Source organism: Kitasatospora sp. NPDC048286, assembly GCF_043201735.1.
Classification (GTDB): domain Bacteria; phylum Actinomycetota; class Actinomycetes; order Streptomycetales; family Streptomycetaceae; genus Kitasatospora.
In genome coordinates this window covers 380054-406506 of record NZ_JBICZE010000005.1, presented here as the reverse complement: position 1 = coordinate 406506, position 26453 = coordinate 380054, and the positions used below count along the sequence as shown (strand labels likewise).

Here is a 26453-nt window from a genome sequence, read left to right as displayed (position 1 = left end):
AGGGGAGCGCATCGTGAGTACAGCGGTGGACACCGCCGGGCGCGAGCAGGAGGCGCCGTACCAGGGGCCGCTGCTCGACGTCCGCGACCTGCACGTCGAGTTCGTCACCCGGGACGGCGTCGCCCGGGCGGTGAACGGCGTCAACTACTCCGTCGCGGCGGGGGAGACGCTGGCGGTGCTGGGGGAGTCCGGTTCGGGCAAGTCGGTGACGGCGCAGGCGATCATGGGCATCCTGGACATGCCGCCCGCCCGGATCCCGCGCGGCGAGATCCTCTACCGGGGCCGGGACATGCTCAAGCTGGGCAAGGAGGAGCGGCGGCGGATCCGCGGCCAGAAGATCGCGATGATCTTCCAGGACGCGCTGTCCGCGCTGAACCCGGTGCTCAGCGTGGGCTACCAGCTGGGCGAGATGTTCCGCTCGCACCGGAAGGTCTCCCGCAAGGAGGCCAAGGAGAAGGCCGTCGAGCTGATGGAGCGGGTGCGCATCCCCGCCGCCCGGCAGCGGGTGAACGACTACCCGCACCAGTTCTCCGGCGGCATGCGGCAGCGGATCATGATCGCGATGGCGTTGGCCCTGGAGCCGGACCTGATCATCGCGGACGAGCCCACCACGGCCCTGGACGTGACGGTGCAGGCGCAGGTGATGGACCTGCTGGCGGAGCTGCAGGCCGAGTTCAACATGGGGCTGATCCTGATCACCCACGACCTGGGCGTGGTCGCGGACGTCGCGGACAAGATCGCCGTGATGTACGCGGGGCGGATCGTGGAGACCGCCCCGGTGCACGAGCTGTACGCGCGGCCCGCGCACCCGTACACCAGGGGACTGCTGGACTCGATCCCCCGGCTGGACCAGAAGGGCCAGGAGCTCTACGCCATCAAGGGGTTGCCGCCCAACCTGCTGCGCATCCCCAAGGGCTGTGCCTTCAACCCGCGGTGCCCGCGCGCCCAGGACGTCTGCCGGGTCGAGGTGCCGGAGCTGTTCCCGGTCACCGAGGAGGACGGGACGCCGCTGGAGGGGCGCGGCAGCGCCTGCTTCTTCTGGAAGGAGACGCTCCATGACCACGACCGCTGACGGGGCCGGCGCGCTGGGTGGCGCGGCGCTGCCGGAGGAGGTCGTCTTCGCGCAGGAGGTGCCGCGCGGCGAGCCGATCCTCGAAGTCCGGGACCTGGTCAAGCACTTCCCGCTCACCAGGGGCGTCCTGTTCAGGAAGCAGGTCGGCGCGGTGAAGGCGGTCGACGGGGTCAGCTTCGACCTGATGCAGGGCGAGACGCTCGGCGTCGTCGGCGAGTCCGGCTGCGGGAAGTCCACGCTGGCCAAGGTGCTGATGAACCTGGAGCCGGCCACCTCGGGATCGGTCCGCTACAAGGGGGAGGAGATCTCCCGGCTGTCCGGGGCGGGGCTGAGGGCCGTCCGGCGGAACATCCAGATGGTGTTCCAGGATCCGTACACCTCGCTCAACCCGCGCATGACGGTCGGCGACATCATCGGCGAGCCGTTCGAGATCCACCCCGAGGTGGCGCCCAGGGGCGAGCGCCGCAAGGCCGTCCAGGACCTGCTGGACGTGGTCGGGCTCAACCCCGAGTACATCAACCGCTATCCGCACCAGTTCTCCGGCGGCCAGCGCCAACGCATCGGCATCGCCCGGGGGTTGGCGCTCAAGCCGGAGATCATCATCTGCGACGAGCCGGTCTCCGCCCTGGACGTCTCGGTGCAGGCGCAGGTGATCAACCTGCTGGAGCAGCTGCAGGGCGAGTTCAACCTGTCGTACATGTTCATCGCGCACGACCTCTCGATCGTCCGGCACATCTCCGACCGGGTCGGGGTGATGTACCTGGGGAAGATGGTCGAGATCGGCAGCGACGCGGAGATCTACGACCACGCGACGCACCCGTACACCCAGGCGCTGCTCTCGGCGGTGCCGGTGCCGGACCCGAGGGCGCGGGAGACGCGCGACCGGATCGTGCTCACCGGCGACGTGCCCTCGCCGGCCAACCCGCCGTCCGGCTGCCGGTTCCGCACCCGCTGCTGGAAGGCGCAGCAGCGGTGCGAGGTCGAGGAGCCGCTGCTGGCCGCGCCGTCCTGGCTGGACGGGGCGGCGCGGCACGACTCGGCGTGCCACTTCGCGGCGGAGAGGGGGGCCGATCAGGCGGAGGCGGGGGCGGACGGGCAGGGCTCCGGCTGACCCGGGTCCGATGTCAGGGCGCGTCCCCGCAGGTGGGGGCGCGCCCTTTCCCGTGACGGAAAAGAGATCTGCCGCAGGCTCGCCAAGTGCGGCCCGTTCCTTGATAGTTGCTCTGCGCCCGGCGGTGGACGCGGGGACGCCGAGGAGGGCTGCGCAGATGGACGCGGTGGAGGTGATCGGCGGCGGTCGGGGGAGCCTGGAGCCCGGGACGCCGCTGCTGGAGGTCGAGGACCTGCACGTGGAGTTCCACACCCGGGACGGCGTCGCCAAGGCCGTCAACGGGGTGAGCTACTCCGTCGCGGCGGGGGAGACGCTGGCGGTGCTGGGGGAGTCCGGTTCGGGCAAGTCGGTGACGGCGCAGGCGATCATGGGCATTTTGGACATGCCGCCGGGGCGGATCGCCTCGGGGCGGATCCTGTTCCGCGGCGAGGACCTGCTGACCATGGGCGGCGATGCCCGGCGGTCCATCCGGGGCCGGCACATCGCGATGATCTTCCAGGACGCGCTGTCCGCGCTGAACCCGGTGCTCAGCGTGGGCTACCAGCTGGGCGAGATGTTCCGCTCGCACCGGGGCGTCTCCCGCAGGGAGGCCCGGGAGAAGGCCGTCGAGCTGATGGAGCGGGTGCGCATCCCGGCCGCGAAGCAGCGCGTCGGGGACTTCCCGCACCAGTTCTCCGGCGGCATGCGGCAGCGGATCATGATCGCGATGGCGCTGGCCCTGGAGCCGGACCTGATCATCGCGGACGAGCCCACCACGGCCCTGGACGTGACGGTGCAGGCGCAGGTGATGGACCTGCTGGCGGAACTGCAGGCCGAGTTCAACATGGGGCTGATCCTGATCACCCACGACCTGGGCGTGGTCGCGGACGTCGCGGACAAGATCGCCGTGATGTACGCGGGGAGGATCGTGGAGACCGCCCCGGTGCACGAGCTGTACGCGCGGCCCGCGCACCCGTACACCAGGGGACTGCTGGACTCGATCCCCCGGCTGGACCAGAAGGGCCAGGACCTGCACGCCATCAAGGGGCTGCCGCCGAGCCTGCTGAGCCTCCCGGAGGGCTGCGCGTTCAACCCGCGCTGCAACCGCGCCCAGGACCGCTGCCGTACCGAACTCCCGCCGCTGACACCGGTCACCGGCGAGCACGGGACGGAGTTGGCGGGCCGGCGCAGCGCCTGCCACTACTGGCGCGAGACGCTGCACGGCTGAGGCCCGCCCCGGACCCGCCCCGCGCCGGCGGGCGGCTACTTCACGAAGCCGACGTTCTCCCAGACGATGTCGGACAGGCCCGGCGCGCCGATGTTGGCGAGGTCGGCGCGGGCCCCGAACAGCTGCGGGCGCTGGTAGAGCGGCAGGACGCCGGCCACCTTCCAGAGCTCGCCGTCGGCCTGGTTGATCGCCTCGGAGGCGGTGGCGGCGTCGCTCGCGGCGGCGGCCCGGTCGAGCGCGGCGTCCACCGCCGGGCTGCCCGCGCCGACGTGGTTGGTGCCGCCGCTCTGGACGAAGTTGGCGCGGTTGCCGCTGGCCGGGAAGGGGGTGCCGATCAGCGAGTAGGCGGCGATGTCGAAGTCGTTGCGGTTGACGTACTTCTCGAAGAACTCGTTGGCGGGGGCGGTCACCGTGGTGACCTTGATGCCGACGTCCTTGAGCATCCTGGTGGTGTTGGCGGCCTCGGCCTGGGCCGGGGTGACGCCGGCCGGGACGACCATCCGCAGGTTCAGCTCCCGGCCGTCCTTCTTCCGTACGTCGCCGTCCGGCTTCCAGCCCGCGGAGTCCAGCTTGCGGGCGGCCTCGGCGGGGTCGTAGCGGGCCAGGCCGAGGGAGTTGTCGCGGTAGCCGTTCTGGTTGGTGACCAGCAGGTGGTTGTTGAGGGGGACGGCCGGCCAGTCCAGGCCGCTGAGGTCGGAGCGGATCACCACGTCCCGGTTGATCGCCTGGAAGACGGCCTGACGGACGGTCGCGTCGCTGAGCGCGGGGGTGCGGGCGTTCAGGGTGAGCTGGCGGAAGTCGGGCCCGCCGGCGCGGCGCACCACGGCGCCCCTGGTGTTCTTGACGGCCTGGTAACCGGCCACGTCCGGGCCGATGTTGACGAGGTCGATCCCGCCCTTGGCGAAGGTGGCGGCCATCGCGTCGGGCAGCATCGCGTGGAAGACGATCCGGTCCAGCATGGGCTTGTCGCCCCACCAGGCGGGATCGGCGACCAGGGTGACGGTCTGGGCGGCGCGGTCCAGCTGCTCGACCTTGAACGGGCCGGCGGTGACCGGGAACCCGTCCAGGTAGGAGGTGTTGAAGAGCTCCGGGGTGGAGATCCGGCTCGCGGGCAGCAGCGGGGCGTTGCCGGCGCTGTTGAACATCGACTGCCACTCGGAGAACGGGCGGTCGAAGGTCATCACGGCCTGGTAGTCGTCCTTGCCGCGCTCGACCGCGGAGACCAGCTCGAAACCGGTGCTGCTGGAGGACTTGTAGGCCGGGTCCTTCCCGTTCAGGGCGCGCCAGTTGGCCTCGATGTCGCGCCAGGTGATCGGGGTGCCGTCGGACCAGTGGGCCTTCGGGTTGAGCGTCCAGGTGACCACCTGCCGGCCGTCCCTGAACTCGGCGTGCGCCTCCTGAAGGTAGGCGGGGTTGGGGGTCTGGGTGCCGGCCGCGTCCGAGCGGAAGAAGGTCGGCAGCAGCGGCTTGCTGACCATGACGGTCGAGGAGTCGCTGCCGTCGGCGTGGATCGGCGACCACTGGCGGGAGAACTGGGCGGCCGCCAGGTTGAGGGTGCCGCCCTGGCGCAGCTGGGCCCGGTCGTGGGGGTTGATGTCGATCGAGGTCAGCTTGGGCGAGGCGAGGGCGGACGGCAGGGCGTCGGCGGCGGTGTCGTCCTGGCCCGAGGTGCACGAGCAGAGTGCCAGCGAGAGCGTGAGGGCGGTGAGACCGGCGAGCAGGGCCGTCCCGTGGTGCTGGAGGCGGCGGCGCATCGGCGTGCTCCCCGGGGTGGATGTGGCGGATGGTGTGGCGTCACATCTTGCTGACCGGGAGGGGCGTTGTCGAGGGGCGGGCCCGGATGGGGCCCGCCCCTCGGGGCGCGGGTTCGTCGGACGCCACGGCGTCCGGCCGCTACGGCGTCCGACCGCGACGGGTTCCGACCGCGACGGGTTCCGACCGCGACGGGTTCCGACCGTGAACGTGTCAGACCGCGAACTTGAAGGTGCGGTCCTTGTCGCCGGTCTTGTCGAACACCGAGGTGATGCCGTCCGCGACGTCCTGCGGGGTGATCGCGGCGAGCTGGCCGTTCTTCTTGACCTTCACCTTGTCGAACGCGGTGCCCAGCTGGCCGGTGAGCGCGTCGAGGTCCCACTTGGGCACGATCTTGCCGGAGGCGTCCGGGACGAGGGTGAGCGCCTTGGCGGCGGTCTTCGGGCCGAAGTCCCAGGTCTTGGCGCCGGCCGTGACGTGCACCTTGCCGGAGGCCACCTGCTTGCCGAGGCTGTCGGCGGCGGCCTGGAGGGCCTGGGTGGAGATCTTCGGCTGGGCGGCTGTGACGGCCAGGGCGATCGGCTGGTCGGGCTTGCCGTCGGCGCGGCCGCGGTAGGCCTCCTCGATCGCGTCCAGGGCGCTCGCCGAGTCCACCGCCTGGCCGGCCCGGCCGGGCACGACGATCGGCTCGCCGTTGACGTCGCCGAACTTGACGTAGCCCTCCTGGAGGCCCTGGCCGGAGCCGGCCGCGAGGGAGTCGAGGGCGGCCTTGAGCTTGGCCCGGTCGACCTTGACCTCCGGGGCGACGGCCTTGGTGCCGCCCTTGAGCGACTTGATGACGTCGACCGGGTTGTAGCTGTGCTGGGCCAGGCCGTCCACGGTGGCGGTGGTGTCGAAGCTCAGCCCGGCGACCGCCGGGTCGAGGTCCACGGTCTGGTCGCCGATCTTCAGCTTGAGCGGCTGCTGGCCGGCCTTGCCGACGGACTCGTCCAGCTGGTGGATCGCCTGGTCACGGCTGCTGCCGCCGATCTCGGCGCCGAGCACCACGGTGCCCTTGGGGACGTCCGACTGGTTGAGCATCAGGCCGGTGCCGTAGGCGGCGGCGCCGAGGAAGAGCACCGCGGTGACGCCGTAGACGCCCAGCTTGACCAGCTTCTTGCCGGCTCCGCCGCGCTTGGCCTTGGCGGGGGCGGCCGGCTCGGCCTTCGCGGGGGCGGGGGCCGGAGCGGGCGCCGGGGTGGGGGCCGGAGCAGGGGCCGGGGCGGCCTTGTCGCCCTTGGCACCCTTGGGGCCCTTGTCGCCCTTGGGGGTCTTGCCCCCCTTGGCGTTCTTGGCGCCCTCGGGCCTCGGGCCGGGGGCCGGGGCCGGCAGCGGGGTGAGCGCGGTGGCCTCGGGGTCGCCGCCGGGCTGCGGGGCGGCACCGGGCGCGCCCGGGAAGAGGGCGCCGGGGCCCGCCGGGGTGGCCGCGTCCTGGCCGGGAGCGGCCGGGCGCTGGGCGGCGAACGGGTCGGTGCCGGTCGGGGCCGAGGCGAACAGGCCCGGCTGCGGACCGCCGTCGGCGCCGAGCGGGGCGCCGTTCAGGGGCAGACCGGGTATCGGGGCGGGCGGCGGGGTGTTGTCGCGGATCGGCGCGAAGCCGTCGACCGAGGTGTCCTCCGGGCTCGGCTCGGCGCCCGGCCCGGCCTGCGGGTGCGGCGCGGCGGCCGGGTGGCCGTTCGCCCGGAAGCCGTTCTGCGGGCCGGACTGCGGCCGGCCACCGGCCTGCTGCCCGCCCCGCTTCCCGCGGTTGCGCTGGGGGAGGCCGTTCTGCGCGTCGGCGTCGGGGACGGAGGTGCCGAACGGGTCGGCGACCGGGGCGAACGGGTCGGCGACCGGAGCGAAGGGGTCGGCGGGCTCGTACACGCCGGGCTCCTCCACCGGGGCCTCGGCGTGGAACGGCGCGGCGGGCGCGGTCGCGGCCTGCTGCTTGCCCTGGGCGGGCACCGGACGGCCGTTCGGGGCGCCGCCCCCACGGGCCGCCGGACGGGCACCCTGCGGGCGCGGTTCGGCGGTGGCGGGCGCGGCCGGGGCCTGCGTCGCGGCACCGGCCGGCACGGCGGCCGGGGCGGGCTCCGCGACCGGGGCCTTCTTCTGCCGCGGCCGGAACCAGGCGCCGGTGGACTCCGACTCGGAGGTGGCCGGCGGGATCGGCGGGATCTGCCACTCCGGCGGCAGGTTCGGCGGGGAGGCCTGGTGGCCGCCGTCCTCCATCACACCGAGCACGGGCGAGGCCGGCGCGGAGCGGTGCCGCGGGGCGTCCGGGGCGGCGGCCGGGGCGTCATCGCCCGGGCCGTCCTCGTTCTTGACGGTGCTGCGGACGACGACCGGCGGGATCGGGCGCGAGCCGGGGATGTTGATCCGGACCCGGGTGGTCAGGGTGGTCTCGGTCTTCGGACCGTCGTCCTCGCCGCCCGACGCGGCGCCCGGTCCCGCGTCGGCCCGGTCGCCGCCGGGGAGCCCCGCCGGTGTGCCGTAGGGCGGCGTGCCCGACGGGTAGGCGTCCGGACCCGTGCGCCGGGGCGTCGGGTGGGCGTTGTCAGATTCGCGGCTGCTCAATGCTGCTCTGCTCCGGGTTCGCGGGCGGGCCGTGCGGCGCGACCGCGGTTCGTGGTCGCCGGGCCTTGACTGGGGCGGGCGGCGGTCGGGTACGGCGTTCTGCGGGACCACCATACTGGGAAGAACAGAGCGGCGAACGGCTTCGGACAGATCCTGATACGTCCGGTTCCTCCGGTATGAGAGTAAGGCCGTTCGCTCCTGACTGCGCGTCGTACGCGGTACGGTACGCCGTGCACGACCGGGGTCAGCGCGGGGGGCCGGGCACTCCGGGGAACCAGCTGGCGCGGGTGGGCAGGGTGGCGCAGATCACGCCCAGCACCGAGCCGGCGAACAGCCAGGCCAGCGAGGTGGCGTTGGACCACAGCACGTTGTCGCCCTCGGGACGGGGCACGATCAGCAGCAGCATCGCCAGGAACCAGCCGGCCGCGGGCGCGCCCGCGCCGAGCCGGGTGCCGGTGACCCGCAGGCCGGCGTAGAAGGTCGCGGCGGTCGCGGCGAGCGCCAGCAGGACCCCCACCGGTGGCCACAGGGCCTGCACAAAGGATCCGCAGACCGACACCGCGACGCCCAGCAGGAAGAACAGGACATAGGCCACGATCCGGGCGATGCGCGGGGGCTGGGACTCGGCCAGCCGCTCCTCGCGGGTGCCGAGGACGGCGGCGGCGAGCGGGCGGCGGGCCGGCCCGGCGGCGGGCTTGCTCATCGGGTGCCCTCCTCGGCGTGCGCGGCGTCCGGCCCGAGGCCGGCGAACAGGTCGTCCTCCGGCTCGCCCGGCCCGGCCTGGCCGTGCACCAACTGGTAGTACTCGGTGGCGAACAGCGGCTGGGCGAGGTCGTTGGAGAGCGCGAAGAACGCGCCGTCCACGGTGATCTGGGTGGCGTGGGCGGCCATCGCGGCGGCCTTGCGCCCCGCGTACGCGGAGCCGTCCAGCACGGTGGTGACCAGCTCGTCGTCGACCACGCCGGGGACGTCGGCGGGCTGCGCGACGCCCGGGAAGGACGCCTTGACGGCGGCCTCGGCGAGCCCGGCCTCGATCACCGAGCGGGGCATCCGGTTCCAGTACACCTTGGCGATCCGCCAGGCCGGGCCCAGCTCCGGCCGGTGCGCCGGGTCGGCGGCCAGCTCGTACGCGCGCGTCGCGACCCGGTGCGCCTGGATGTGGTCCGGGTGCCCGTAGCCGCCGTCCGGGTCGTACGTGACCAGCACCTGCGGGCGCTCCTCGCGGATCACCGCGACCAGGTGGCCGGCCGCCTCCTCGACGTCCGCCCGCCAGAAGCAGCCGGGCACGTCGTTCTCGGGCACACCCATCATCCCGGAGTCGCGGTAGCGCCCCGGGCCGCCGAGGAAGCGGAAGTCGGCCACGCCGAGGGCGCGCATCGCCTCGGTCAGCTCGCCGATCCGGTACGCGCCGAGGGTGTCCTCCCGATCGGCCGTCAGGTGGGCCAGCTCCGGGGGGATCACCTCGCCGCCCTCGCCGAGGGTGCAGGTCACCAGCGTGACCCGGGCGCCCTCGGAGGCGTACCGGGCCATGGTGGCGCCGTTGCCGATCGACTCGTCGTCGGGGTGCGCGTGGACCAGGAGGAGGCGGCGGCCGGTAGTCGCGGTCATGGGAGGAAGCCTACGGCCGCCGCGGCGGGGTCAGAGCTTCAGGCCGTTGATCATCCCGGCGAGGTTGCTGGTGACCTGGCTGATCGACGGGGCGATCGAGCTGGAGGCCAGGTAGAAGCCGAGCAGCGCGCAGACGATCGCGTGCGCCAGCTTCAGGCCGGACCGGCGGATCAGGATCACCACGATGACCAGCATCAGCACGGCGGCGGAGATGTTCATGGCCATGTCGGCTCACACCCCTTCTCGGGCACGCCGCCCCCGGGGAGGGCGGCGAGGGACGGTGCGGGACTGGGGGCTGCGGGCGACCGCGGTCCGGGACGGGCCCGACGATCACTCGCCGGACAAGTCATACCCGATGAGTGAGGGGGTCATTACCCTCGGTGAGTCCACGTGCGCCGGGGCATCGCGGCATCCGAGGGGCGCATAGGCCGGTCGGAGGCGGTTTGGACCTCTTTGGGGCGTACTTGGTGACGATGCTCCGAACGAGTGATCAGCACACGTCCGGGTGCGGTGGCTCGGCGTCATAAGGTCTGGTGCCATGACCTCCCACACCTCTGCCGACACCTTTCCCCGGCAGTACGCGCGGACCCTGCGCTACACCGTCGGCGCGCCCCGCTCCTTCTCCGTCGCGCCGGACGGCTCGCGGGTCGTCTTCCTCCGCTCGCCCTCCGGCCGCGACCGGGCCAACCTGCTCTGGACCCTCGACACCGCCACCGGCGAGGAGCGGATCGCCGCCGACCCGGCCGCGCTGCTCGGCGGCGGCGAGGAGGACCTCTCGCCGGCCGAGAAGGCCCGCCGCGAGCGCAGCCGCGAGGGCTCGGCCGGCATCGTCGGCTACGCCCTGGACGCGGCCGGCACCCTGGCCGCCTTCGCCCTCTCCGGCCGCCTGTTCACCGCCGACCTGGCCACCGGCGCCACCACCGAACTGCCCGCCGAGGGGCCGCTGTTGGACCCGCGGCCGTCCCCGGACGGCACCCACGTCGCGTACGCCAACACCGCCGGCGAGCTGCGGCTGACCCGCGCCGACGGCAGCGGCGACCGGGTGCTCGCCGAACCGGACGGCCCGAACGTCACCTGGGGCCAGGCCGAGTTCATCGCGCAGGAGGAGATGGACCGCAACCGCGGCTTCTGGTGGTCCCCGGAGAGCGACCGGCTGCTGGTCGAGCGCGCCGACGACAGCCCGGTGCGCCGCTGGTGGATCGCCGACCCGGCGAACCCGGACCGCGAGCCCGCCGAGGTCGCCTACCCGGCGGCCGGCAGCGCCAACGCCGAGGTCGGACTCTGGCTGCTCGACCTGCACGGCGGGCGCACCGAGGTGGCCTGGGACCGCGCCGCGTTCCCCTACCTGGGCCGGGTGCACTGGTCGAAGGGCGGCGTCCCGCTGCTCCAGGTCCAGTCCCGCGACCAGCGCCACCAGCGGATCCTCGGCCTGGACGTCGCCACCGGCACCACCGAGGTGCTGCACGAGGAGAAGGACGGCGCCTGGCTGGAGCTGTTCGCGGGCGCGCCGGCCTGGACCCCGGACGGCAAGCTGGTCCGGATCTCCGACGAGGGAGGGATGCGGGCGCTGGTGATCGGCGACCGCACCGTGACCGGCGCCGACCTGCACGTCCGCTCGGTCGTCGCGGTCACCGAGGAGGAGGTGTTCTTCAGCGCCTCCGGCGGCGTCGGCGAGACCGACCCCGAGCCGGGCTGGATCGCCGTCGGCCGGATCAGCCACGACGGCAAGCGGCTGGGCTGGGAGTCCGCCAACGGGCGGCCGTTCACCTCCGTCACCAGCGCGGTGCACGGCGGCGGCATCACCGTCCGGGCCACCGCCGAGCCCGACCTGCCCGGCACGCTCGTCCAGGTCGCCCGGGACCTGCCCGAGGGCGTGGCGGTCGACGACGTCGCCACCATCGCCTCCCACGCCGAGACCCCGGTCATCACCGCCCGTCCGGTCTTCCGCTTCGCCGGCGAGCGCCGCATCCCCGCTGCCGTCTTCCTGCCCACCGGCTACGACCGCGAGCGGGACGGCCTGCTGCCCGTCCTGATGGACCCGTACGGCGGCCCCGGCGGCCAGCGCGTCTACCAGGCGCACAACCCGCACCTCCAGTCGCAGTGGTTCGCCGACCAGGGGTTCGCGGTGGTCGTCGCCGACGGCCGCGGCACCCCCGGGCGCGGGCCGGCCTGGGAGAAGTCGATCGCCTTCGACTTCGCCGGGGCCACCCTGGACGACCAGGCGGACGCGCTGCGGGCGCTCGCCGGGGAGTTCCCGCTGGACCTCGACCGGGTCGCCATCCGCGGCTGGTCGTACGGCGGCTACCTCTCCGCGCTCGCCGTGCTGCGCCGTCCGGATGTCTTCCACGCGGCGGTGGCCGGGGCGCCGGTGACCGACTGGGAGCTGTACGACACCCACTACACCGAGCGCTACCTGGGCGACCCGGCCGAGCGGCCCGAGGTGTACGCCGCCAACTCGCTGAGCGGGTACGCGGCCGGCCTGGAGCGCCCGCTGATGATCATCCACGGGCTGGCGGACGACAACGTGGTGGCCGCGCACACCCTGCGGCTGTCCTCGGCGCTGCTCGCCGCCGGGCGCCCGCACACCGTGCTTCCGCTGTCCGGCGTCACCCACATGACCCCGCAGGAGGAGGTCGCGGAGAACCTGCTGCTGCTCCAGGTCGACTTCGTGAAGCGCTCGCTGGGCCTGTGACACCCCGCTGACCAGCGCCTTCCGCGGCCGGTGCCCCTGACGGGGGTACCGGCCGCCGGCATGACATCCGTCATGCCGAAGGCACGACGGCGGACACTGCCGCCGCCACCCGCCCGCGCGGGACTCTGAGGTGGTGCGAACAGCACCGGACGTGAAGACCATCAGGGGAGAGGAGCGGGGCGATGGGTACCGAGGTGGCCGCCTTCCGCGGCGTCGGCAAGAGCTACGGGCGGGTGCGCGCCGTGGACGGACTGGACCTCGTGCTGAGGCCGGGCGAGACCGTCGCCCTGCTCGGGCCGAACGGCGCAGGGAAGTCCACCAGTCTGGACCTGCTGCTCGGCCTGCGCGAGCCCGACCGGGGCAGCGTGACCCTGTTCGGCGGCGCCCCGCGGGCGGCGATCGAGGCCGGCCGGGTCGGCGCGATGCTGCAGAGCGGTGGGCTGATGTCCGACGTCAAGGTGCGCGAGCTGGTCCGGCTCGCCTGCGACGTGCACCCGCGCGGTCGGTCGGTCACGGGGGTGCTGACCGACGCCGGGATCACGGAGCTGGCGGAACGGCGGGTCGACAAGCTGTCCGGCGGCCAGGAGCAGCGGGTCCGCTTCGCCCTGGCCATCGCCGGCGACAACGACCTGATCGTGCTGGACGAGCCCACCACCGGCATGGACGTCAGCGTGCGGCAGTCGTTCTGGGCGAGCATGCGCGCCCAGGCCGACGCCGGGCGCACGGTGCTGTTCGCCACCCACTACCTGGAGGAGGCCGACTCGATCGCCGACCGCGTCCTGGTGCTCCACCGGGGCCGGCTGATCGCCGACGGCAGCTCGGCGGAGATCAAGGCCAGGGCCGGCGCCCGCCGGATCGCCTTCGAACTCCACGACACGGACGGCGGGTTCGACGAGTCCGTGCTGCGCGCCCTGCCGGGCGTGCAGTCGCTGGACGTCACCGCGAGGGTCCCCGGGGTGCGGACGGTGCGGATCCGCACCGCGGACGCCGACGCCACCGTGGCCGGGGCCTACCGGGCGGGCCTGTACCCGCGCGGGCTGGAGGTCACCGGCGTGGGCCTGGAACAGGCCTTCCTGACCATCACCGGGGAACTGGACCGCGAGGACGGCGCCCGGGGCGCCGACACCGGGAGCACCGAGAAGGAGAGCGTGCGATGACCACCCTGATCAGGCTGGAGATCCTGCGGACCCTCCGCAACCGGCGCTACCTGCTCTTCACCATCGCCTACCCGGCGCTGATGTACTTCTTCTTCATCAACGCCTACGGCTCCACCCAGCTGGCCGGCGGCCTGTCGGTGAAGACGTACTTCATGGTCTCGATGGCCACCTTCGGCGCGGTCGGCGCGGTGCTGACCGGCAACGCGCAGCGGATCTCGCTGGAGCGCAAGAGCGGCTGGGTGCGCCAGCTGAGGCTGACCGCGCTGCCCGGCCGGGCGTACACCGTCGGCAAGATCGCGGCGACCGCGGTCACCACGCTGCCGGCGATCCTGGTGGTCTTCGCGGTCGGCGCGAGCCAGGGCGTCTCGCTGGGCGCGGCGCAGTGGATCGCGCTGGCGGCCGCGCTCTGGCTGGGCAGCTTCGTCTTCGCCGCGCTCGGGGTGGCACTCGGGTACGCGGCGGCGCCGGACGCGGTGCAGCCGATCGTGATGATCACCTACATGGCGATGGCGCTGCTCGGCGGCACCTGGTTCCCGGTGAGCGGCTCGCTGGAGAAGTTCGCCCGGTTCAACCCGGTGTTCCTGTACAACAAGCTGGCCGCCTTCATCCAGCCCGGGCACTCCCTGGACACCGTCGCCGTCGCCGGTCTGGCCGGCTTCCTGGTGGTGTTCGCGGCCGCCGCCGCCGCGCTGTACCGCCGCGACACCCGCCAGGCATGATGATCGACATGAGTGACGCGCGCCAGGCCCACCGCCCCGACGAATCGCCGGAGGTGGGCGTGGCGCGCACGTCCTTCATGAACGTCCCCGGTTCCCCGGTGGAGACCAGGCGGCAGCTGCTGGTCAAGGTCGCCTGGATGATGCTGTGGATGCTCTACCTGGCCTACCCGGCCGGGGACCTGCTGCGCGGCGGCCACAGCACGACCGGGACGGTGCTCGGCTGGTGCTGCCTGGCCGCGTTCATGGTCGCGTACGTGCTGCTGGTGATCTTCCGCTCGCAGGCCGGGATGCGGCCGCGGGCCTGCCTGGCGATCGTCACGACGATGGTCGGGCTCGCGATCGCCGCCTCCGTCGGGCTCGGTGACGCGTTCCTGACGCTGTTCATCTACGCCTCGGTGTGCGTCGCGATCATCACCCCGGCCCGCTACGGGCTGCGCGCGCTGGTCGCCATGGCCGCGCTCACCGCCGTCGTCGGCGTGGGCATCGGAGCCGATGTCGACAACGTCTCCACCTTCGCGCTCAGCGCCTTCCTCTCCGGCGTCGCGATGACCGGCCTGCAGCGGCTGGTCGCCACCATGAAGGAGCTGCGCGAGGCCCGGGCCGCGGTCGCGCACCTGGCCGCCTCGGAGGAGCGGCTGCGGCTGGCCCGCGACCTGCACGACCTGCTCGGGCACTCGCTGTCGCTGATCACCCTGAAGAGCGAGCTGGCCGGACGGTTCATGGACGCCGGCAAGGACGAGGCCGCGCGGGCGCAGGTCGCCGACATCGAACAGGTCGCCCGGCAGTCGCTGATCGACGTCCGGGAGGCGGTCACCGGCTTCCGCCGCCCGACCCTGCCGGTCGAACTGGCCGCCGCCCGGACCGCGCTGGCCGCCGCCCAGGTCCGGCTGGAGGCCGCGCCGGAGCTGGTGGACGCCTGGCCGGCGCTGTCCGACGAGGAGCGGGGCGCGCTGGCCTGGGCGCTGCGCGAGGCCGTGACCAACGTCGTCCGGCACGGCGAGGACGCCACCGTCTGCACGGTCACGGCGGACGAGAGCTGGGAGGCGGGCGGCGAGCACTACGCCGTCCTGGAGGTCACCGACAACGGGCGCGGGCCGGGCAAGTCCCATCCGGGCAACGGCCTGTCCGGTCTGGAGGAGCGGCTGGCGCTGGTCGGCGGGCGGCTGGAGACCGGGTCGGGGGAGCGCGGGCGGGGCTTCCGGCTGCGCGCCTCGGTGCCGCTGCGCACGGTGTCGGCCCCGGCCTCCGAGCCGCGTTAGGGCCTGGCCGCCCACCCGGCACGGGCCCTTCGCCCGGTCGTCAGGCCCGCCGTCCCGCCGGTTCCGCCCGCCGGGGCCCCGGCTTTCAGCCGAGGCCGGCGAGGGAGCGGCGGTAGGCGAGGGCGGGGCGGCCGTCGAGGAGGAACTCGTACCGGGGCTTGAAGCCGTTGTGGGCGAGGACGGCCTGCGAGGCGGGGTTGTCGAGGGTGGTGACGGCGGTGAGGGAGCGCAGGCCGTAGGCGGTGGCGGCGAGTCGGCAGGCCTCGGCCACGGCGGCGGTGGCGACGCCTCGGCCGGCGGCGGATTCGGCGACGCGGTAGCCGAGTTCGGCGCTGCCGTCGACGAGGTCGAGGAGGTTGACGCGGCCGACCAGGTCGCCGGCCGCGTCGCGGACGACGTGGAACCTGCAGATGCCCTCGGCCTGTTCGGCGAGGAGGGCGGCGTGGCGGTCCGCGAACCGGGCGAAGTACGCGTCGCCGCGGTCCGGGACGGTGCGGGCGAAGTACGCGCGGTTGGCGCGCTCGAAGGCCAGTACGGCGTCGGCGTGGTCGGGGCGCAGGAGTTCGAGGGTCAGCACCGGGACAGTCTCGTCCGCAGGGCCTCGGCGAACCACTGGAATACGTCGGCCGGGTCCCCGGAGGCAGGCCCTAAGGTCGTGGCCATGAACGACACTGACAACGGGGCCTCGATCCGCGTGCTGCTCGCCGAGGAGGCGTGGACACATGCATAACATGCGGTGACCAGCGGAAACGGTCAGCGGGAGCACCACCATGCAAGACAGCGACACCTACATATGCGTCCTGTGCGGTAAGCCGGAGGCGCAGAGCATCGACCTGTACTGCCGTAAGTCGAAGCTGGTTCGGGGGCATCGGCAGGAGCTGAGCACGGACGCCCAGGAGGAGCAGGGGCACCGCCGCGCGCACCGCGAGGGTTACGCCGTGCGGAAGGTCTGGAAGGACATTGCGAGCGGCTTCAAGGACGTGGAACGGGCGGACTTCGACCGGGCGTTGAAGGCGCTTGCGGGCGGGGCCGTACCGGCGCTGTGGGCATACGCGGTCGACCGGTTCAGCCGTAAGGGAGCCGAGGATCTGTTGAAGGTCATCGGCAAGGCCCGGGTGATCTTCGACATGGATGGGCTCGACTCCAACGAGCCGCGGGACCGGCGCTGGATCATCAACCGGGCCGAGGAGGCTCGCGAGTACAGCGAGAACCTGTCGCGCCGGGTGAAGGACACGAAAGAGGAACAGCGGGACGGCGGTCTGTGGGTCGCCGGTCGCGCCCCGTGGGGTTACCAGGTCTCGCCGGACCGCTTCCTCAGCCCGGACGAGACACCGGCGGCCAAGGCGATGCCGTCGCGTGCTGACGTGGTGCGCGAGATCTTCCGGCGAGTGGCCGAGGACAGTGCCTCCACTCGTGACATCTGCCGGTGGTTGGACGGCGCGGGAGTGCCCTCGCCGGGTGGGTCGTTCTGGCGGCATAACTACGTTCACCGGATGCTCCGGCACCCTGCCTACGTCGGGTGGCAGGTGGTCCAGATCCGGGCCGGGCACCCCGAGGCCTACCGGGACGCCAAGGGGCGGCGCGTGGCGCTCAAGAGTGCCGGTGGCCCGCCTGTCGGCCTGGTGGACGAGAAGACCGCTCAGGCCGCGCAGACGGCGCTGAGCCAGCAGACCCGGGTGCCGGTGGACAACAAGCGGGACACCCGCCCGAAGCATCTGCTGACCGGGCTCCTGCGTTGCGGAGGGTGCGGCCGGTCCATGCCCTTCGGTGGCACGTCCTACGTCTGCGGGGCGGCGAACGGCGGAAGGGGCTGCCCGGGCCGGGCGTCTGTGCGGGCCGACCGGGCAGAAGCGTTCATCTTCGAGGCGTGGCTGAGCCGACTCACGGCCGCCGACGTGGAAGACCCGATCCTGCACGCGGCCTCGGAGCGGTGGGCGGCGCGGATACGGCCGGAGGAGACGGAGGAGGAGAAGGCGGCGCGGACCGCTCTGCGGGCGGCCGAAGCCAGCCTCAAGAGGTTGCTGAACGACCGGCAGAACGGTGTCTACGACGGGCCCGCTGCTCGGTACTTCGCTCCACTGCTGAGGGACGCCACGGAAGCGGTCGAGAGCGCCCGGTCGGAGGTGGAGCGCTACAACGCGCCGGGCAGGCTCGCACTGCCCTTCCTGTCGGTGGAGAAGGACATCCTGACCGCATCGTGGGAAGCAGCAGACCTGCCCATGAGGCGCGATCTGCTCCGGCTGGTCATCGACCGAATCACCGTCGCGAAGGCCCCTCACCAGGGAGCGAAGTTTGACGGGATGAAGCGGTTCACGATCGAGTGGGCCCAGCCGGAGACGGCCGAGGACGACGCCGAGTAGCCCGTACAGCTCCCGAGAAGCCCCGGTTGGTCCAACGGAGGCCACCGGGGCTCCTTCGTGCCCGCAGAGGGCCGTTCAGAGGCGTTCCGGCTGCTCGGGCCCCGCCCTCCCCAGCGGCAGGCGGGCCGTCACGGGTGACGGGGTGACGTTCGAGGGGTTTGTTCTAGGTTCTTCTCTGCGTGCGAGTGTCTAAGAGAAATCAGATCTTGGCCGTTGAACGTCACCTCGTCACCCTGCTGCGAGGCAGCCGACCCGGTGGGCGGGCGCGCCGAGCGGGCAGCGACGCGCCGGGGTACCCATGGCTTCCCCAAGGCGACGAGGCATGGGAACCACCGGTCGGGAATTCCTTGCGCTCTCATCACACCAGGGGGGACCTCGTCCCCCTCTTCCTTTCCTAGGAGCGGAATTCCTCCCCCTCCTCTACGGGTAGGCCCGTAAGTCCCCACCCGTACACCACACCGAGAGCCATGGAGGTATCAAGATGAACACCGACCACGCCCGCGCGCTGGAGCTGATCCGCAGCGCCGAGAAGACCACTCTGCGGGCCCTGTCCGGCGACACAGCGGCAGCCGGCGAAGCACACCACCAGGCCGCCGAAGCGGCGCGCCTGCTGGAACCGGTTACGGAGAGCGGCCCGTGCCAGCGAGAGGGCTGTGTTAACACGGTCAAGCGTCGCGCAACCGGACGCCCCCGGAAGTACTGCGGTACGGCGTGCCAGCAAGCCGCCTACTGGGCTCGCAAGGCAGAGGCCGCGTAGCGCGAGCAGCCGACGCTCACCGACCCCTCCCGGGTACCGGGCAGGGGCCTTTTCATGCCCGCCGACAGGCGGCTCAACGGAGGCAGCACCGTGACCAACCCGAACAGTTCTCGCTACTCGTACGAGGACCCCGAGACCAAGAAGCTCCGTTCTCACGCCGACGCATTCCGGTATAGCGGCGCCATGGAGCAACTGGCCGAGATGAAGCTCAACCGTCCCGAGCAGTACGACCAGATGGGCCCCCTCGCCCACATGTCGCTCGGCCACTACGAGACCGCGAAGGCCGCCGCGGTACAGCTCGGCCGCAACGTTTCCGCCCCTACCGATCGTGAGGCCTGAGAATGAGCAACGATGTGACCCGAGCCGCCGACAAGCTCACCAAGCTCCGCGCCCAGGCCGATAAGTTCGCTGCCCCGCTCGCCGAAGCCGAGGCCGCCCTGGCAACCGCGCAGGGGGCCGAGCAAGCCCGCCGTGCCGAGCGCGCCGCCGACTACGACCGCGCGTTCGTCAAGACGTGGGCGGAGCAGGCTGCCGAGCGGTCCGAGCAGGGCAACGAACTGCACACCGAGTTCCTTGAACTCCTCTCCGCCGAGCCCTGGTTCCGGGCCTACGTGGCGCACCGCGCCGAACGGTACAAGCGCGAGAAGATCCTGGTTGCCGCGCAGAATGCACAGTCCCACCTTGGCATCGTGCGGACTGTCCCCGAGCAGCGCTGGTACGACGTGCGAATCATCGAGGACGTGATCAACGCGGTCGAGCAGGCCGCCGAGGCCGTCGGCGCGGCCTATGGGGAGGAACTGGAGGCAAAGCGGGACGCTTACATCGAAGCGGCGGACTGACATGGTCGTTGACGCACTCGACCCCGGCCCGGACGGCACCTATCCGTACTTCCCCCGGGACGCGAAGGGGCGGCCCATCTGGTCGGACGCGCCCACCGGACTGCCACCAGTCAACGGTGGGGCGCCGATGCCGCGCGGAGTCCAGTACATGCGCGACCCCCGCCGTCCCGGCCGGCTGCTGGCCATCGACGTGACCCCGAGGAAGCCGGACGGCAGCCCGATCAACCCGCCGGTCATCCCTCCGGGCACCGCCCGATGAGGCGCCAGGCAGACGTCCGTCCGGAGATTCCGCGGGCGGCGTTCAAGGCCGCCGGAAGTCGGGAGTGGGCTGCCATCCGCAGAGCATTCCTGAACATGAAGCCGCTGTGCGGGGTGTGCGGTGAGGAACGGGCCGAACTGGTCCAGCACTTCCCCCACACCCGAGAGCAGTTGATCGCAAACGGGACGCAGTTCCCAGATGCGCCCGCTCACCTGCGGGGAATTTGAGCATTCTGCTACTACACGGCGTGACATCGATGCCGCTCCATGTCTGGTCATCCAACAGTGGAGCGGCACCGATCGCCTTCGCCGACGGATCGACCGAGCGGGTTCCGCGGTGTGCGGGCTGTGCGGCGAGGGTGTGCCCGCCGAGCTGGTCGACGTCGACCACCGGACCCCGCTCGCCCTCGGCGGCGAGGACACCGACGACAACGTGTGGTCTCTGTGCCGTGAGTGCCACAAGGGCAAGACCGCGCGGGAGTTCGCTGGATGAGTGGCGGTTACTCAGGATGGAGGAGCAGGCTGCCGGGCGGCGTCCCGTTGTTGCGTCCGCCGGGCTTCCCGAAGGGCCCTCTGCTTCTCCGCTTCCTTGCGGCGGCGGGTCTTCTCGCGCTGCCTTTCCAGCAGTACCGCCTTCCGATCGGCAGAGTTCTGCGGCCAGAAATGACGCATGAACCGGTTGAACCCGATGATGAGGAGTCCGACCAGCACCACAAATACGGCAGCCCACCACGGGGCCGATGCCGGGAGATTGAACATGGCTACGAGCCTTCCGACCGAAAGCGGTCGGCGGGTCACCTACGCAGCTACTACGACGTTCCCCAACGCGCTGCTACGGAGCCCGCCCCGGTGAGTAATCACGGGGAAGGCGGAGTTCGGACCACGGGGCGTGATCTGTGGTGTCAAGTCGATTGGTACGGGCTTGTGCGTGGGTGCGCTATTTGCGTTTGCACACCCGAGAGAGCGAGACAAAAGAGCCAACAGTGCGCGGACCAGGAAGCGCAAGAGGCAGAGGACCAGCTCGGCTACTGCCTGTAGGAATGCGCGGGCAGAAGCTCGCTTTTCTTCAATAGAAGCGGCCAGCCGCATGCAGTTTGCGGCTTCCTTAACGCGCTCTCGGGTGGAACCTAGCGCGCCGCCGTAATCGTTCTGGTTATCATACGGCCATGCCTGAAACTCGGGACTTGCCTTGCCGATATCGTGGATCGAAACGGCTTTTCGGTTGATTTCCCTGAATATGACAACGAGATCATGCGGGCTAGCCTCGGCAGCCTCATCGACATATTGAAGTAGCTTTTCAAGCTCCGATGCCATATCTGCGAGGGCGTTCGTGTCGAAGAGCAGATTTTTATTGGCCTGGAAGGAAAAGACAGAGTCATCGGTACATGCGCTATCGAAGTGCCTTTTCCGTCGGATCCTTTCATCGAGAACGGCGGATGTGTACTCATCACGCTCCGCCAGGCTTCGCTGTAGCGGCTCCATGATCACCTCCTCTCTTCTGACTGGACGTCAAGCATAGCGATCCGTCGAGACGCTACGGCCCGCACGCACCTGACGGAGGTACCCCCATGCCGCGAAGACCCCGCCTCCCGTGCAGCGTCCCGGGGTGCCCCGAGCTGACCGTCCGTGGTGGCCGCTGCCCGCAGTACCAGCGCGAGGCAGAGCAGCAGCGAGGCAGTGCGGCAGTGCGAGGCTACGACTCCCGCCGTTGGGCCCGGGTCCGGCGTGCGTACATCTACGCGCACCCCTGGTGCCTGCTGTGCGGACGGGCCGCCGTGGTCGCCGACCACCACCCGGAGTCGCGCCGCTCGCTACTCGCCCGAGGTGTCGAAGACCCGGACGCGTGGCACAGGCTCAGGCCGTTGTGCACGCAGTGTCACAACCGCGAGGCCGCCGCCCACCAGCCGGGCGGATGGGCTGCCGAGCGGGTCAAGCCCGTCACAGGGCTCTGACCTGCGGTTTTACCCAGGGGGTGACTCCCTCTCCTCCTGACCTTGACCGGCAGGGAGGGAAAGAACTCCGATGGCTAATGCAACCATTCTTGCGGGGGCTGTCGAGGTCAGGCTAGCCCGTGCGCGCAGACCGGTGCCCCCGGGCGTGATGGCGGATGCCTGGCAGGCGACCCACTTGAAAGGCCCCAGCGGGTTCCCGCTGGGGCCTTTCTGAGTTCTGGGCCAGCCTACGGTGTGTACTCGTAGCCGATGGTGAACCGGGCGGGCAAGCAGGACTCCGTGTACTCGATCACCCCTTCGTCGTCTGACCAGCGGTGGACGAGTGCCAGGATCGAACTACCGACCGGCACCGCCAGGGCGGCAGCTTCTCGTTGGTCCGCGGTTCGTGCGTGCATGTCATCGCGTGCCGCTGTGATGGTTCGGCCCGTCGCTTCGAGGACCCTTGCCGTGATTCCGTCGTTTCGCCCCGGTGCCGTGTTGAGCAAATCGGGTACCAGTGCAGCGAAGTGCGCGGGGTACCAGGACACCGCGAAGAGGGTTCGCGACTTGCCGCGCCCAGCGATGTACTCGCGACGCACCAGCTGGGCCCCGTGTTCCAGGTCGAACAGATCCGCTACGTAGAGCGGCGGGGTGACGATCTCGGCGGCTGTCACGCGGCTGGTCTCGCCGTCCATGAGATTGGACTGCACCCTCTGCACCCGGGCAAGGCGGTCGCGACTGCTGGCACTCACGCGTGGGTCGTCCGCGACGAACGTTCCACGCGGTGACGTGCGCACATAGCCCTCCACCTGGAGGTGCTGGAGTGCTCGGCTGACCGTGGCCACGGCAACGTTCCAGCGGCCGGCGATCTCCTTGTTGCTGGGCAGCTTTTCACCCGGTTCCAGCTCCCCCGAGAGGATTCGCTGGCGGTAGTGATCCGCGATCACAGACCACGTCTTCGGCGTCTTGCTCGGCACGTTCGCTCGCTTCCGCTCGGTGGACGACTCCCCGTCCGAGCAGACTAGTTCACTCGGAACCGTAGCGGCTGAACTAGGCCACTCGTCATGCTGGACTAGTTCGCTGACTGGCCGTCGGTTGATCGGTGACCAGCCCTGTTCCGAGGGAGTGCATATGCAGGACACGGAGCCCGACCGGTGTCCGACCGGCGAGAAGATCCGCCCCGACCCGCCTGGGCCGGACGCCATTGCCACGTGGAGGTGCCCGTGCGGGTACTTCGGCTACGTGTTGCCGGAGGACTACCTGAAGGCGCACCCGGAGGAGGTGCGCGTTCAAGTCTGCGGCCGGAAGCGACTCAGTAGCGTGCCCGCGCCGGTTGTGGCGTGAAGGCCCGTTCCTGGTGCCGACTGTGGCTCCATCGGGTCACCCACCCGGTGACCAACATCCAGATGCTCTGGGGGCTGCACCTCCAATTCATTTGGCCTGTAACGATGTTCAGCCCGCGGCGGCGTCAGATCATCCGCGCCGAACGCGCCCACGTGGCCCCCCGGCACGTGGAACTTCGGGCGGAACTCGATCACCGCCGCCTGGGGCTGCCGTCGGCTCCCGAGTAGCACCTACAGACCCCCGTCTCGACCGGACGCTTCCGTGAACCCAGGCCGGGACGGGTCTCAACTCCCGCACCCCCGCCGCATCCTGTCGGCGGATACGCCCGGTGCGGGAACGGTGGCCCCGTCCGTACGCGACCCCCGCTGTGGATGGGCGGGGCCACCACCTGAAGACCCCCGTCTTGGGGTCGGCTTCCTTCCGTGCGTAGCCGCCCCTGAGACGGGTCAGCACCCGATACGTGGTCACGGAGCCGCCGGACCGTGTCGGGGCGCCCCCGGAACGCGTGGCGAACCGGCTTGGCGCGTGCTGAGTCCCCTGTCCGGCCTGTGTTGGTCGTGCTCCATGCCGGGCAGGGGACACCCCCGAACTCCCGGCAAGCGGTCCGTAGTCGATCCGGACCCTGCCGGGGCGCACGCCGGTCCCCCAAGGGTGTTCTGACTAAACAACTGGGGGGACCGGCCCTTAGGCTCCCGGCCCTCACGGGCTGGGTCACGGTCGGCAGTTCTGCCGACCGCCCTTCGAGCAAGGGAGAACGGCACTATGACCGAAACCGCGATCCGCTCGCGCGGGTCCGAGCTGCTGCACGGCGAGTTCGCCGAGTACGCCGCCGACATCGCGTGCGACGTGGCGAAGGAGAACCCCGGCTTCTCGCCGGAGTACGTCGGCAAGTTGATCACGGCGTGGGGCGACTGGGCCACGCTGGTGGCCGACCAGCCGAACGCCGAGTTCGCGCTCACCGTGGACATGGACGAGGTGTGGCACGCCAGCGTGCTGCGGACCCGCAAGTACGTCGCGTTCATGGGCGCGCTCACCGGTGGGCGGTTCATCCACCACGACCCGGAGCCCGACTACGGGAAGCCGGGGCAGGTGCGGCGCACCGTGGCCGCCCTGGAGTCCGCCGGCTTCGAGGTGGACCACGAGGTGTGGGGCGAGACGGTTGCCGCCACGTGCAACGGCGGGAACGACTGCAAGCCCGCCGCGCCCTGCCCGGACGGCGTGAGCCCCATCTCGCTGGTCGCGTAACCGTCACCAACTAGCCTCCTCCGGGCCGTCCGGAAGGCCTGGAGGAGGCGTGACACACTGGCCGAGTGACCATGCCGCAAGAGGAACTGAACGAAGCCGCTCGAACGGCCTTCCTGGCCACGAAGGCGACGTTCATGGACGCGTTGACTCAGCTCTGCGAACTGACCGGTGCCGACATCAAGGATCTTGCTCGCGCGCTGGAACTGGATGATCGCATCGGCACCATGAACGTCGACCGCAGCGCGTACGAGTCCGAGACGCTGCGAAGGTTCCTGGCACAGCTCGAAGACGAAGAGATCACAGCCCCCCTTCGGTTCCTACGGCTCATGGACAGTTAAGCCGCAACCTAGCTGAGCTGGCCCCGTCCGGAATCACCTGGACGGGGCTCCGCCATGTCTAGGGATACCTCGAATGACTGACCGAACGAACTGGGCGCTCGGTGTACTCCGGAGCGATCGGAACGGCGACATAACTGCGCTGCGCTGCCCGAATGCGTGGTGCGGCCGGATGATCGAGGTGGAACGCGGGAGGCTGGAAGACCATGACGACACTGTGTTCGGCATGGACGCCAAACCGTGCCCGTTGTCCGGCGTCGAAGTCCGGGACGAAGCCCACCCGGATGGTGTGCAGCGCCGCCAGCGGGCCCAACCGAAGGGGCGCAGCAAGGCGGCTGAAGCCCGGTGGTTCATGGAGCGGCTGAGCTGACCTACTCCGGTGTCGGGGCAGGGAGCGGGTCAACTACGTACGTGCCCCGGTGCGGAATCGTGAAAATCAGCCCGTCCTCACGAAGACAGTCGAGTGCGCGGCGGAGCGTTTCCCGGGCAACCCCGAAGCGCTCGCACAAGGCCTTTTCTGTGCTGAGCCGCTTTCCCGGTTCCCAGAGCCCCGCCCGAATCTCAGTCCGCAGCGTGGTCGCGATCTGACGGTATGGCCACTCAGGGGCGTCGGGGTCGATCTCCGGCATGCGAGAAGGGTAGCCGGGAGGCACCACAGACGAGAAAGGTAGGCAAGTATCGACAAGACTAGACGTGGGTAGACATAGGTGGGTAGCGTCGTCCCCACAACAACAAAGATCCCCGGCGACCGCGCCAACGGTCCCGGGGCATGACCGAAGCCTCTGGAGGGCTCCGACATGACCCAGCTTATCGTTCTCGCGTTCCTCTGGGCGCTGCGTCTGCTATTCCCGGCTCGCGGAAAGCACCGCTGCCCCGTCCTGGTGATCTGCGTCCCGATCGAGCCAATCCGGCTCACGGTGCCGAAGCGCACCATCTGCGCCCCCACCCGGCCAATCTCGGTGCTCTCCCTGCGCGAGACCGTGCAGCACCAGCCGGGCCCCCTGGTCCGCCCGCACGTGATCGCATGGGAACGCATGACTCCGGCACAGCAGGAAGTGATTCGGCAGGGCAAGGCCGAAGAGGCGGAACAGAAGTGGGCCGCCATCATCACGGCAGAGCTGGCGCGGGACACGGACGACCAGCGGAAGCGTAGGGCCGCACTCTTCGCGGCTGCGCTTGATCTTCCCGACCCCTCGCACTGGTGCGACAGCATCACGACCGGTGTACCTCACACTCTCGCTGGGGCGGTGGTGTGATGACCCCAGCAACCACCGCGAGCCCAACGTGCGGCGCCCTGCGTCGCGCCCGGACTTCCCCCTGCGTGCTCGACCCGTTCCACCGGAACAACCACGCGAACGCCCTCGGCGAAGACTGGCCGCGCGTCGGCCCGATCTACTGCACCCGGTGCAAGCGGGAAGCCACCAGCCCAGCCCTGGTGAGCTACCGCGAAGTCGCGAGCGGCCCCGGGTGCTCCGTGTGGGCGTGCTCGCCGAGCTGCCCCGAGTAAGACCCCCACGAAGCCCCGTCCGGACTCGATCCGGGCGGGGCTTCGTGCTGTCTAGGCTGGCCATATGGACGACGATGCGTCAAAGACGCCCGTACAATGTGTAAGAGTCCTCCTCGCCGAGGATCAGGGGATGGTCCGGGAGGCGCTGGCCGCGCTGCTCGGGCTGGAGGGGGACATCGACGTCGTCGCGCAGGTCGGCCGCGGGGACGAGGTGGTGGCGGCGGTGCTCGCGAACGACGTGCAGGTCGCGGTGCTGGACATCGAGATGCCGGGGATGACGGGCATCGAGGCGGCCGCCGAGCTGCACCGCCGGGCGCCGCGGACGAAGGTGGTCATCGCGACGACCTTCGGCCGGCCCGGCTACCTGCGCCGGGCGATGGAGTCGGGTGCGGACGCCTTCCTGGTGAAGGACGCGCCGGCCGCCGAGCTGGCGGAGGCGATCCGCCGGGTGCTGCGCGGCGAGCGGGTGATCGACCCGACGCTGGCCGCCGCCGCGCTGGTCGAGGGCGCCAACCCGCTGACCGCGCGCGAGCGGGACGTGCTGGACGCGGCGGCCGACGGCGCGGTGAACGCGGACATCGCCAGGCGGCTGCACCTGTCCGAGGGGACGGTGCGCAACTACCTGTCGATGGCGATCCAGAAGACCGAGGCGCGCAACCGCACCGAGGCGGTCCGGATCGCCCGTGAGAAGGGCTGGCTCTGACG

Annotated in this window: 29 protein-coding genes; 19 read left to right on the top strand and 10 right to left on the bottom strand. The window is 71.1% G+C overall.

What is annotated here, in order from left to right; all coding sequences use genetic code 11:
* Positions 1–13 precede the first annotated feature (13 nt).
* From ACGF13_RS14370 to ACGF13_RS14360, 3 genes are all read left to right on the top strand, one after another.
* Positions 14–1072, top strand: a complete 1059-nt coding sequence (locus ACGF13_RS14370) for an ABC transporter ATP-binding protein (protein ID WP_392873638.1) — start codon at positions 14–16, stop codon at positions 1070–1072.
* Entirely contained in the window at positions 1056–2183 is a 1128-nt protein-coding gene (locus tag ACGF13_RS14365) for an ABC transporter ATP-binding protein (protein ID WP_392873635.1), read from the top strand. The genes ACGF13_RS14370 and ACGF13_RS14365 overlap by 17 nt, the downstream gene beginning before the upstream one ends.
* Positions 2184–2340: 157 nt before the next feature.
* The gene (locus ACGF13_RS14360; protein WP_392873632.1) at positions 2341–3390 is read left to right on the top strand and encodes an ABC transporter ATP-binding protein; all 1050 of its coding nucleotides are present in this window, start codon (positions 2341–2343) and stop codon (positions 3388–3390) included.
* Positions 3391–3425: 35 nt separating this feature from the next.
* Here the strand turns inward: ACGF13_RS14360 and ACGF13_RS14355 are convergent, their stop codons facing one another.
* From ACGF13_RS14355 to ACGF13_RS14335, 5 genes are all read right to left on the bottom strand, one after another.
* A complete protein-coding gene (locus ACGF13_RS14355; protein ID WP_392873629.1) occupies positions 3426–5144 on the bottom strand; it encodes an ABC transporter family substrate-binding protein in 1719 nt (572 codons plus the stop codon).
* Positions 5145–5355: 211 nt separating this feature from the next.
* Entirely contained in the window at positions 5356–7737 is a 2382-nt protein-coding gene (locus ACGF13_RS14350) for a peptidoglycan binding domain-containing protein (RefSeq protein ID WP_392873626.1), read from the bottom strand.
* A gap of 244 nt (positions 7738–7981) precedes the next feature.
* Positions 7982–8440 carry a DUF6113 family protein gene (locus tag ACGF13_RS14345; RefSeq protein ID WP_392873623.1) on the bottom strand — a complete coding sequence of 153 codons (459 nt, stop codon included), beginning with the start codon at positions 8438–8440 and terminating at the stop codon, positions 7982–7984.
* Positions 8437–9345 carry an N-acetyl-1-D-myo-inositol-2-amino-2-deoxy-alpha-D-glucopyranoside deacetylase gene (gene mshB, locus ACGF13_RS14340; protein WP_392873621.1) on the bottom strand — a complete coding sequence of 303 codons (909 nt, stop codon included), beginning with the start codon at positions 9343–9345 and terminating at the stop codon, positions 8437–8439. Before mshB ends, ACGF13_RS14345 begins: the two co-directional genes overlap by 4 nt.
* 30 nt (positions 9346–9375) lie before the next feature.
* Positions 9376–9570 carry a DUF2304 domain-containing protein gene (locus tag ACGF13_RS14335; protein ID WP_392873618.1) on the bottom strand — a complete coding sequence of 65 codons (195 nt, stop codon included), beginning with the start codon at positions 9568–9570 and terminating at the stop codon, positions 9376–9378.
* A gap of 313 nt (positions 9571–9883) precedes the next feature.
* Between ACGF13_RS14335 and ACGF13_RS14330 the strand changes: the two genes are divergently transcribed.
* The 4 genes from ACGF13_RS14330 to ACGF13_RS14315 all read left to right on the top strand — a co-directional run bounded on the left by ACGF13_RS14330 (position 9884) and on the right by ACGF13_RS14315 (position 15172).
* Positions 9884–12037 (top strand): alpha/beta fold hydrolase, encoded by a 2154-nt coding sequence (locus tag ACGF13_RS14330; protein WP_392873615.1) that lies wholly within the window; start codon positions 9884–9886, stop codon positions 12035–12037.
* 182 nt (positions 12038–12219) lie between these two features.
* Entirely contained in the window at positions 12220–13194 is a 975-nt protein-coding gene (locus ACGF13_RS14325; protein ID WP_392873612.1) for an ABC transporter ATP-binding protein, read from the top strand.
* Positions 13191–13913: an ABC transporter permease gene (locus ACGF13_RS14320; RefSeq protein ID WP_392873609.1), complete on the top strand. Its 723-nt coding sequence runs from the start codon at positions 13191–13193 to the stop codon at positions 13911–13913. The genes ACGF13_RS14325 and ACGF13_RS14320 overlap by 4 nt, the downstream gene beginning before the upstream one ends.
* Before the next feature lie 8 nt (positions 13914–13921).
* Positions 13922–15172 (top strand): sensor histidine kinase, encoded by a 1251-nt coding sequence (locus tag ACGF13_RS14315; RefSeq protein WP_392873606.1) that lies wholly within the window; start codon positions 13922–13924, stop codon positions 15170–15172.
* 85 nt (positions 15173–15257) lie between these two features.
* Here ACGF13_RS14315 and ACGF13_RS14310 read toward each other — a convergent pair whose 3' ends face one another.
* On the bottom strand, positions 15258–15749 hold the full coding sequence (locus tag ACGF13_RS14310) for a GNAT family N-acetyltransferase (RefSeq protein WP_392873603.1): 492 nt from the start codon (positions 15747–15749) through the stop codon (positions 15258–15260).
* Positions 15750–15942: 193 nt separating this feature from the next.
* Here ACGF13_RS14310 and ACGF13_RS14305 point away from each other — a divergent pair, with 193 nt between their 5' ends.
* From ACGF13_RS14305 to ACGF13_RS14280, 6 genes are all read left to right on the top strand, one after another.
* The gene (locus ACGF13_RS14305; RefSeq protein ID WP_392873600.1) at positions 15943–17532 is read left to right on the top strand and encodes a recombinase family protein; all 1590 of its coding nucleotides are present in this window, start codon (positions 15943–15945) and stop codon (positions 17530–17532) included.
* Between the two features lie 481 nt (positions 17533–18013).
* The gene (locus ACGF13_RS14300) at positions 18014–18289 is read left to right on the top strand and encodes a hypothetical protein (protein WP_392873597.1); all 276 of its coding nucleotides are present in this window, start codon (positions 18014–18016) and stop codon (positions 18287–18289) included.
* 90 nt (positions 18290–18379) lie between these two features.
* Positions 18380–18628, top strand: coding sequence for a hypothetical protein (locus tag ACGF13_RS14295; protein WP_392873594.1), 249 nt, complete (start codon positions 18380–18382; stop codon positions 18626–18628).
* Positions 18629–18630: 2 nt separating this feature from the next.
* A complete protein-coding gene (locus ACGF13_RS14290; protein WP_392873591.1) occupies positions 18631–19128 on the top strand; it encodes a hypothetical protein in 498 nt (165 codons plus the stop codon).
* Between the two features lies 1 nt (position 19129).
* Positions 19130–19387, top strand: coding sequence for a hypothetical protein (locus ACGF13_RS14285; RefSeq protein ID WP_392873588.1), 258 nt, complete (start codon positions 19130–19132; stop codon positions 19385–19387).
* 336 nt (positions 19388–19723) lie between these two features.
* Positions 19724–19879, top strand: coding sequence for an HNH endonuclease (locus tag ACGF13_RS14280; protein WP_392873585.1), 156 nt, complete (start codon positions 19724–19726; stop codon positions 19877–19879).
* 11 nt (positions 19880–19890) lie between these two features.
* On the opposite strand, the gene ACGF13_RS14275 is transcribed toward ACGF13_RS14280, so the two are convergent.
* The 3 genes from ACGF13_RS14275 to ACGF13_RS14265 form a co-directional block, all read right to left on the bottom strand.
* Positions 19891–20145, bottom strand: coding sequence for a hypothetical protein (locus ACGF13_RS14275; protein WP_392873581.1), 255 nt, complete (start codon positions 20143–20145; stop codon positions 19891–19893).
* A gap of 39 nt (positions 20146–20184) precedes the next feature.
* Complete coding sequence (locus ACGF13_RS14270; protein WP_392873578.1) at positions 20185–20868, bottom strand: hypothetical protein; 684 nt, start codon at positions 20866–20868, stop codon at positions 20185–20187.
* A gap of 697 nt (positions 20869–21565) precedes the next feature.
* Entirely contained in the window at positions 21566–22294 is a 729-nt protein-coding gene (locus ACGF13_RS14265; protein ID WP_392873575.1) for a GntR family transcriptional regulator, read from the bottom strand.
* 154 nt (positions 22295–22448) lie between these two features.
* On the opposite strand from ACGF13_RS14265, the gene ACGF13_RS14260 reads away from it, so the two are divergent.
* The 4 genes from ACGF13_RS14260 to ACGF13_RS14245 all read left to right on the top strand — a co-directional run bounded on the left by ACGF13_RS14260 (position 22449) and on the right by ACGF13_RS14245 (position 24611).
* Positions 22449–22661: a hypothetical protein gene (locus ACGF13_RS14260; protein WP_392873572.1), complete on the top strand. Its 213-nt coding sequence runs from the start codon at positions 22449–22451 to the stop codon at positions 22659–22661.
* Between the two features lie 762 nt (positions 22662–23423).
* Complete coding sequence (locus tag ACGF13_RS14255; protein ID WP_392873569.1) at positions 23424–23906, top strand: hypothetical protein; 483 nt, start codon at positions 23424–23426, stop codon at positions 23904–23906.
* A 71-nt stretch (positions 23907–23977) separates the two neighbouring features.
* Positions 23978–24244: a hypothetical protein gene (locus ACGF13_RS14250; protein WP_392874262.1), complete on the top strand. Its 267-nt coding sequence runs from the start codon at positions 23978–23980 to the stop codon at positions 24242–24244.
* A gap of 169 nt (positions 24245–24413) precedes the next feature.
* Complete coding sequence (locus ACGF13_RS14245) at positions 24414–24611, top strand: hypothetical protein (RefSeq protein WP_392873566.1); 198 nt, start codon at positions 24414–24416, stop codon at positions 24609–24611.
* Between the two features lies 1 nt (position 24612).
* Here ACGF13_RS14245 and ACGF13_RS14240 read toward each other — a convergent pair whose 3' ends face one another.
* Positions 24613–24870 carry a GntR family transcriptional regulator gene (locus ACGF13_RS14240; RefSeq protein WP_392873563.1) on the bottom strand — a complete coding sequence of 86 codons (258 nt, stop codon included), beginning with the start codon at positions 24868–24870 and terminating at the stop codon, positions 24613–24615.
* Positions 24871–25038: 168 nt separating this feature from the next.
* Between ACGF13_RS14240 and ACGF13_RS14235 the strand changes: the two genes are divergently transcribed.
* Positions 25039–25497 (top strand): hypothetical protein, encoded by a 459-nt coding sequence (locus ACGF13_RS14235; protein WP_392873560.1) that lies wholly within the window; start codon positions 25039–25041, stop codon positions 25495–25497.
* Between the two features lie 315 nt (positions 25498–25812).
* The gene (locus ACGF13_RS14230; RefSeq protein WP_392873557.1) at positions 25813–26451 is read left to right on the top strand and encodes a response regulator; all 639 of its coding nucleotides are present in this window, start codon (positions 25813–25815) and stop codon (positions 26449–26451) included.
* Positions 26452–26453: the final 2 nt, after the last annotated feature.

Excerpts from the sequence above, each read along its gene's own strand:
- ACGF13_RS14315 (WP_392873606.1), top strand. The coding sequence starts at position 13,922 with ATGAGTGACGCGCGCCAGGCCCACCGCCCCGACGAATCGCCGGAGGTG.
- ACGF13_RS14255 (WP_392873569.1), top strand. The coding sequence starts at position 23,424 with ATGACCGAAACCGCGATCCGCTCGCGCGGGTCCGAGCTGCTGCACGGC.
- ACGF13_RS14270 (WP_392873578.1), bottom strand. The coding sequence starts at position 20,868 with ATGGAGCCGCTACAGCGAAGCCTGGCGGAGCGTGATGAGTACACATCC.
- ACGF13_RS14325 (WP_392873612.1), top strand. The coding sequence starts at position 12,220 with ATGGGTACCGAGGTGGCCGCCTTCCGCGGCGTCGGCAAGAGCTACGGG.
- ACGF13_RS14345 (WP_392873623.1), bottom strand. The coding sequence starts at position 8,440 with ATGAGCAAGCCCGCCGCCGGGCCGGCCCGCCGCCCGCTCGCCGCCGCC.
- ACGF13_RS14230 (WP_392873557.1), top strand. The coding sequence starts at position 25,813 with ATGGACGACGATGCGTCAAAGACGCCCGTACAATGTGTAAGAGTCCTC.
- ACGF13_RS14240 (WP_392873563.1), bottom strand. The coding sequence starts at position 24,870 with ATGCCGGAGATCGACCCCGACGCCCCTGAGTGGCCATACCGTCAGATC.
- ACGF13_RS14290 (WP_392873591.1), top strand. The coding sequence starts at position 18,631 with ATGAGCAACGATGTGACCCGAGCCGCCGACAAGCTCACCAAGCTCCGC.
- ACGF13_RS14365 (WP_392873635.1), top strand. The coding sequence starts at position 1,056 with ATGACCACGACCGCTGACGGGGCCGGCGCGCTGGGTGGCGCGGCGCTG.
- ACGF13_RS14245 (WP_392873566.1), top strand. The coding sequence starts at position 24,414 with ATGATCGAGGTGGAACGCGGGAGGCTGGAAGACCATGACGACACTGTG.
- ACGF13_RS14275 (WP_392873581.1), bottom strand. The coding sequence starts at position 20,145 with ATGTTCAATCTCCCGGCATCGGCCCCGTGGTGGGCTGCCGTATTTGTG.
- ACGF13_RS14285 (WP_392873588.1), top strand. The coding sequence starts at position 19,130 with ATGGTCGTTGACGCACTCGACCCCGGCCCGGACGGCACCTATCCGTAC.
- ACGF13_RS14250 (WP_392874262.1), top strand. The coding sequence starts at position 23,978 with ATGCCGCAAGAGGAACTGAACGAAGCCGCTCGAACGGCCTTCCTGGCC.
- ACGF13_RS14300 (WP_392873597.1), top strand. The coding sequence starts at position 18,014 with ATGAACACCGACCACGCCCGCGCGCTGGAGCTGATCCGCAGCGCCGAG.
- mshB (WP_392873621.1), bottom strand. The coding sequence starts at position 9,345 with ATGACCGCGACTACCGGCCGCCGCCTCCTCCTGGTCCACGCGCACCCC.
- ACGF13_RS14355 (WP_392873629.1), bottom strand. The coding sequence starts at position 5,144 with ATGCGCCGCCGCCTCCAGCACCACGGGACGGCCCTGCTCGCCGGTCTC.
- ACGF13_RS14360 (WP_392873632.1), top strand. The coding sequence starts at position 2,341 with ATGGACGCGGTGGAGGTGATCGGCGGCGGTCGGGGGAGCCTGGAGCCC.
- ACGF13_RS14330 (WP_392873615.1), top strand. The coding sequence starts at position 9,884 with ATGACCTCCCACACCTCTGCCGACACCTTTCCCCGGCAGTACGCGCGG.
- ACGF13_RS14260 (WP_392873572.1), top strand. The coding sequence starts at position 22,449 with ATGCAGGACACGGAGCCCGACCGGTGTCCGACCGGCGAGAAGATCCGC.
- ACGF13_RS14305 (WP_392873600.1), top strand. The coding sequence starts at position 15,943 with ATGCAAGACAGCGACACCTACATATGCGTCCTGTGCGGTAAGCCGGAG.
- ACGF13_RS14320 (WP_392873609.1), top strand. The coding sequence starts at position 13,191 with ATGACCACCCTGATCAGGCTGGAGATCCTGCGGACCCTCCGCAACCGG.
- ACGF13_RS14235 (WP_392873560.1), top strand. The coding sequence starts at position 25,039 with ATGACCCAGCTTATCGTTCTCGCGTTCCTCTGGGCGCTGCGTCTGCTA.
- ACGF13_RS14335 (WP_392873618.1), bottom strand. The coding sequence starts at position 9,570 with ATGGCCATGAACATCTCCGCCGCCGTGCTGATGCTGGTCATCGTGGTG.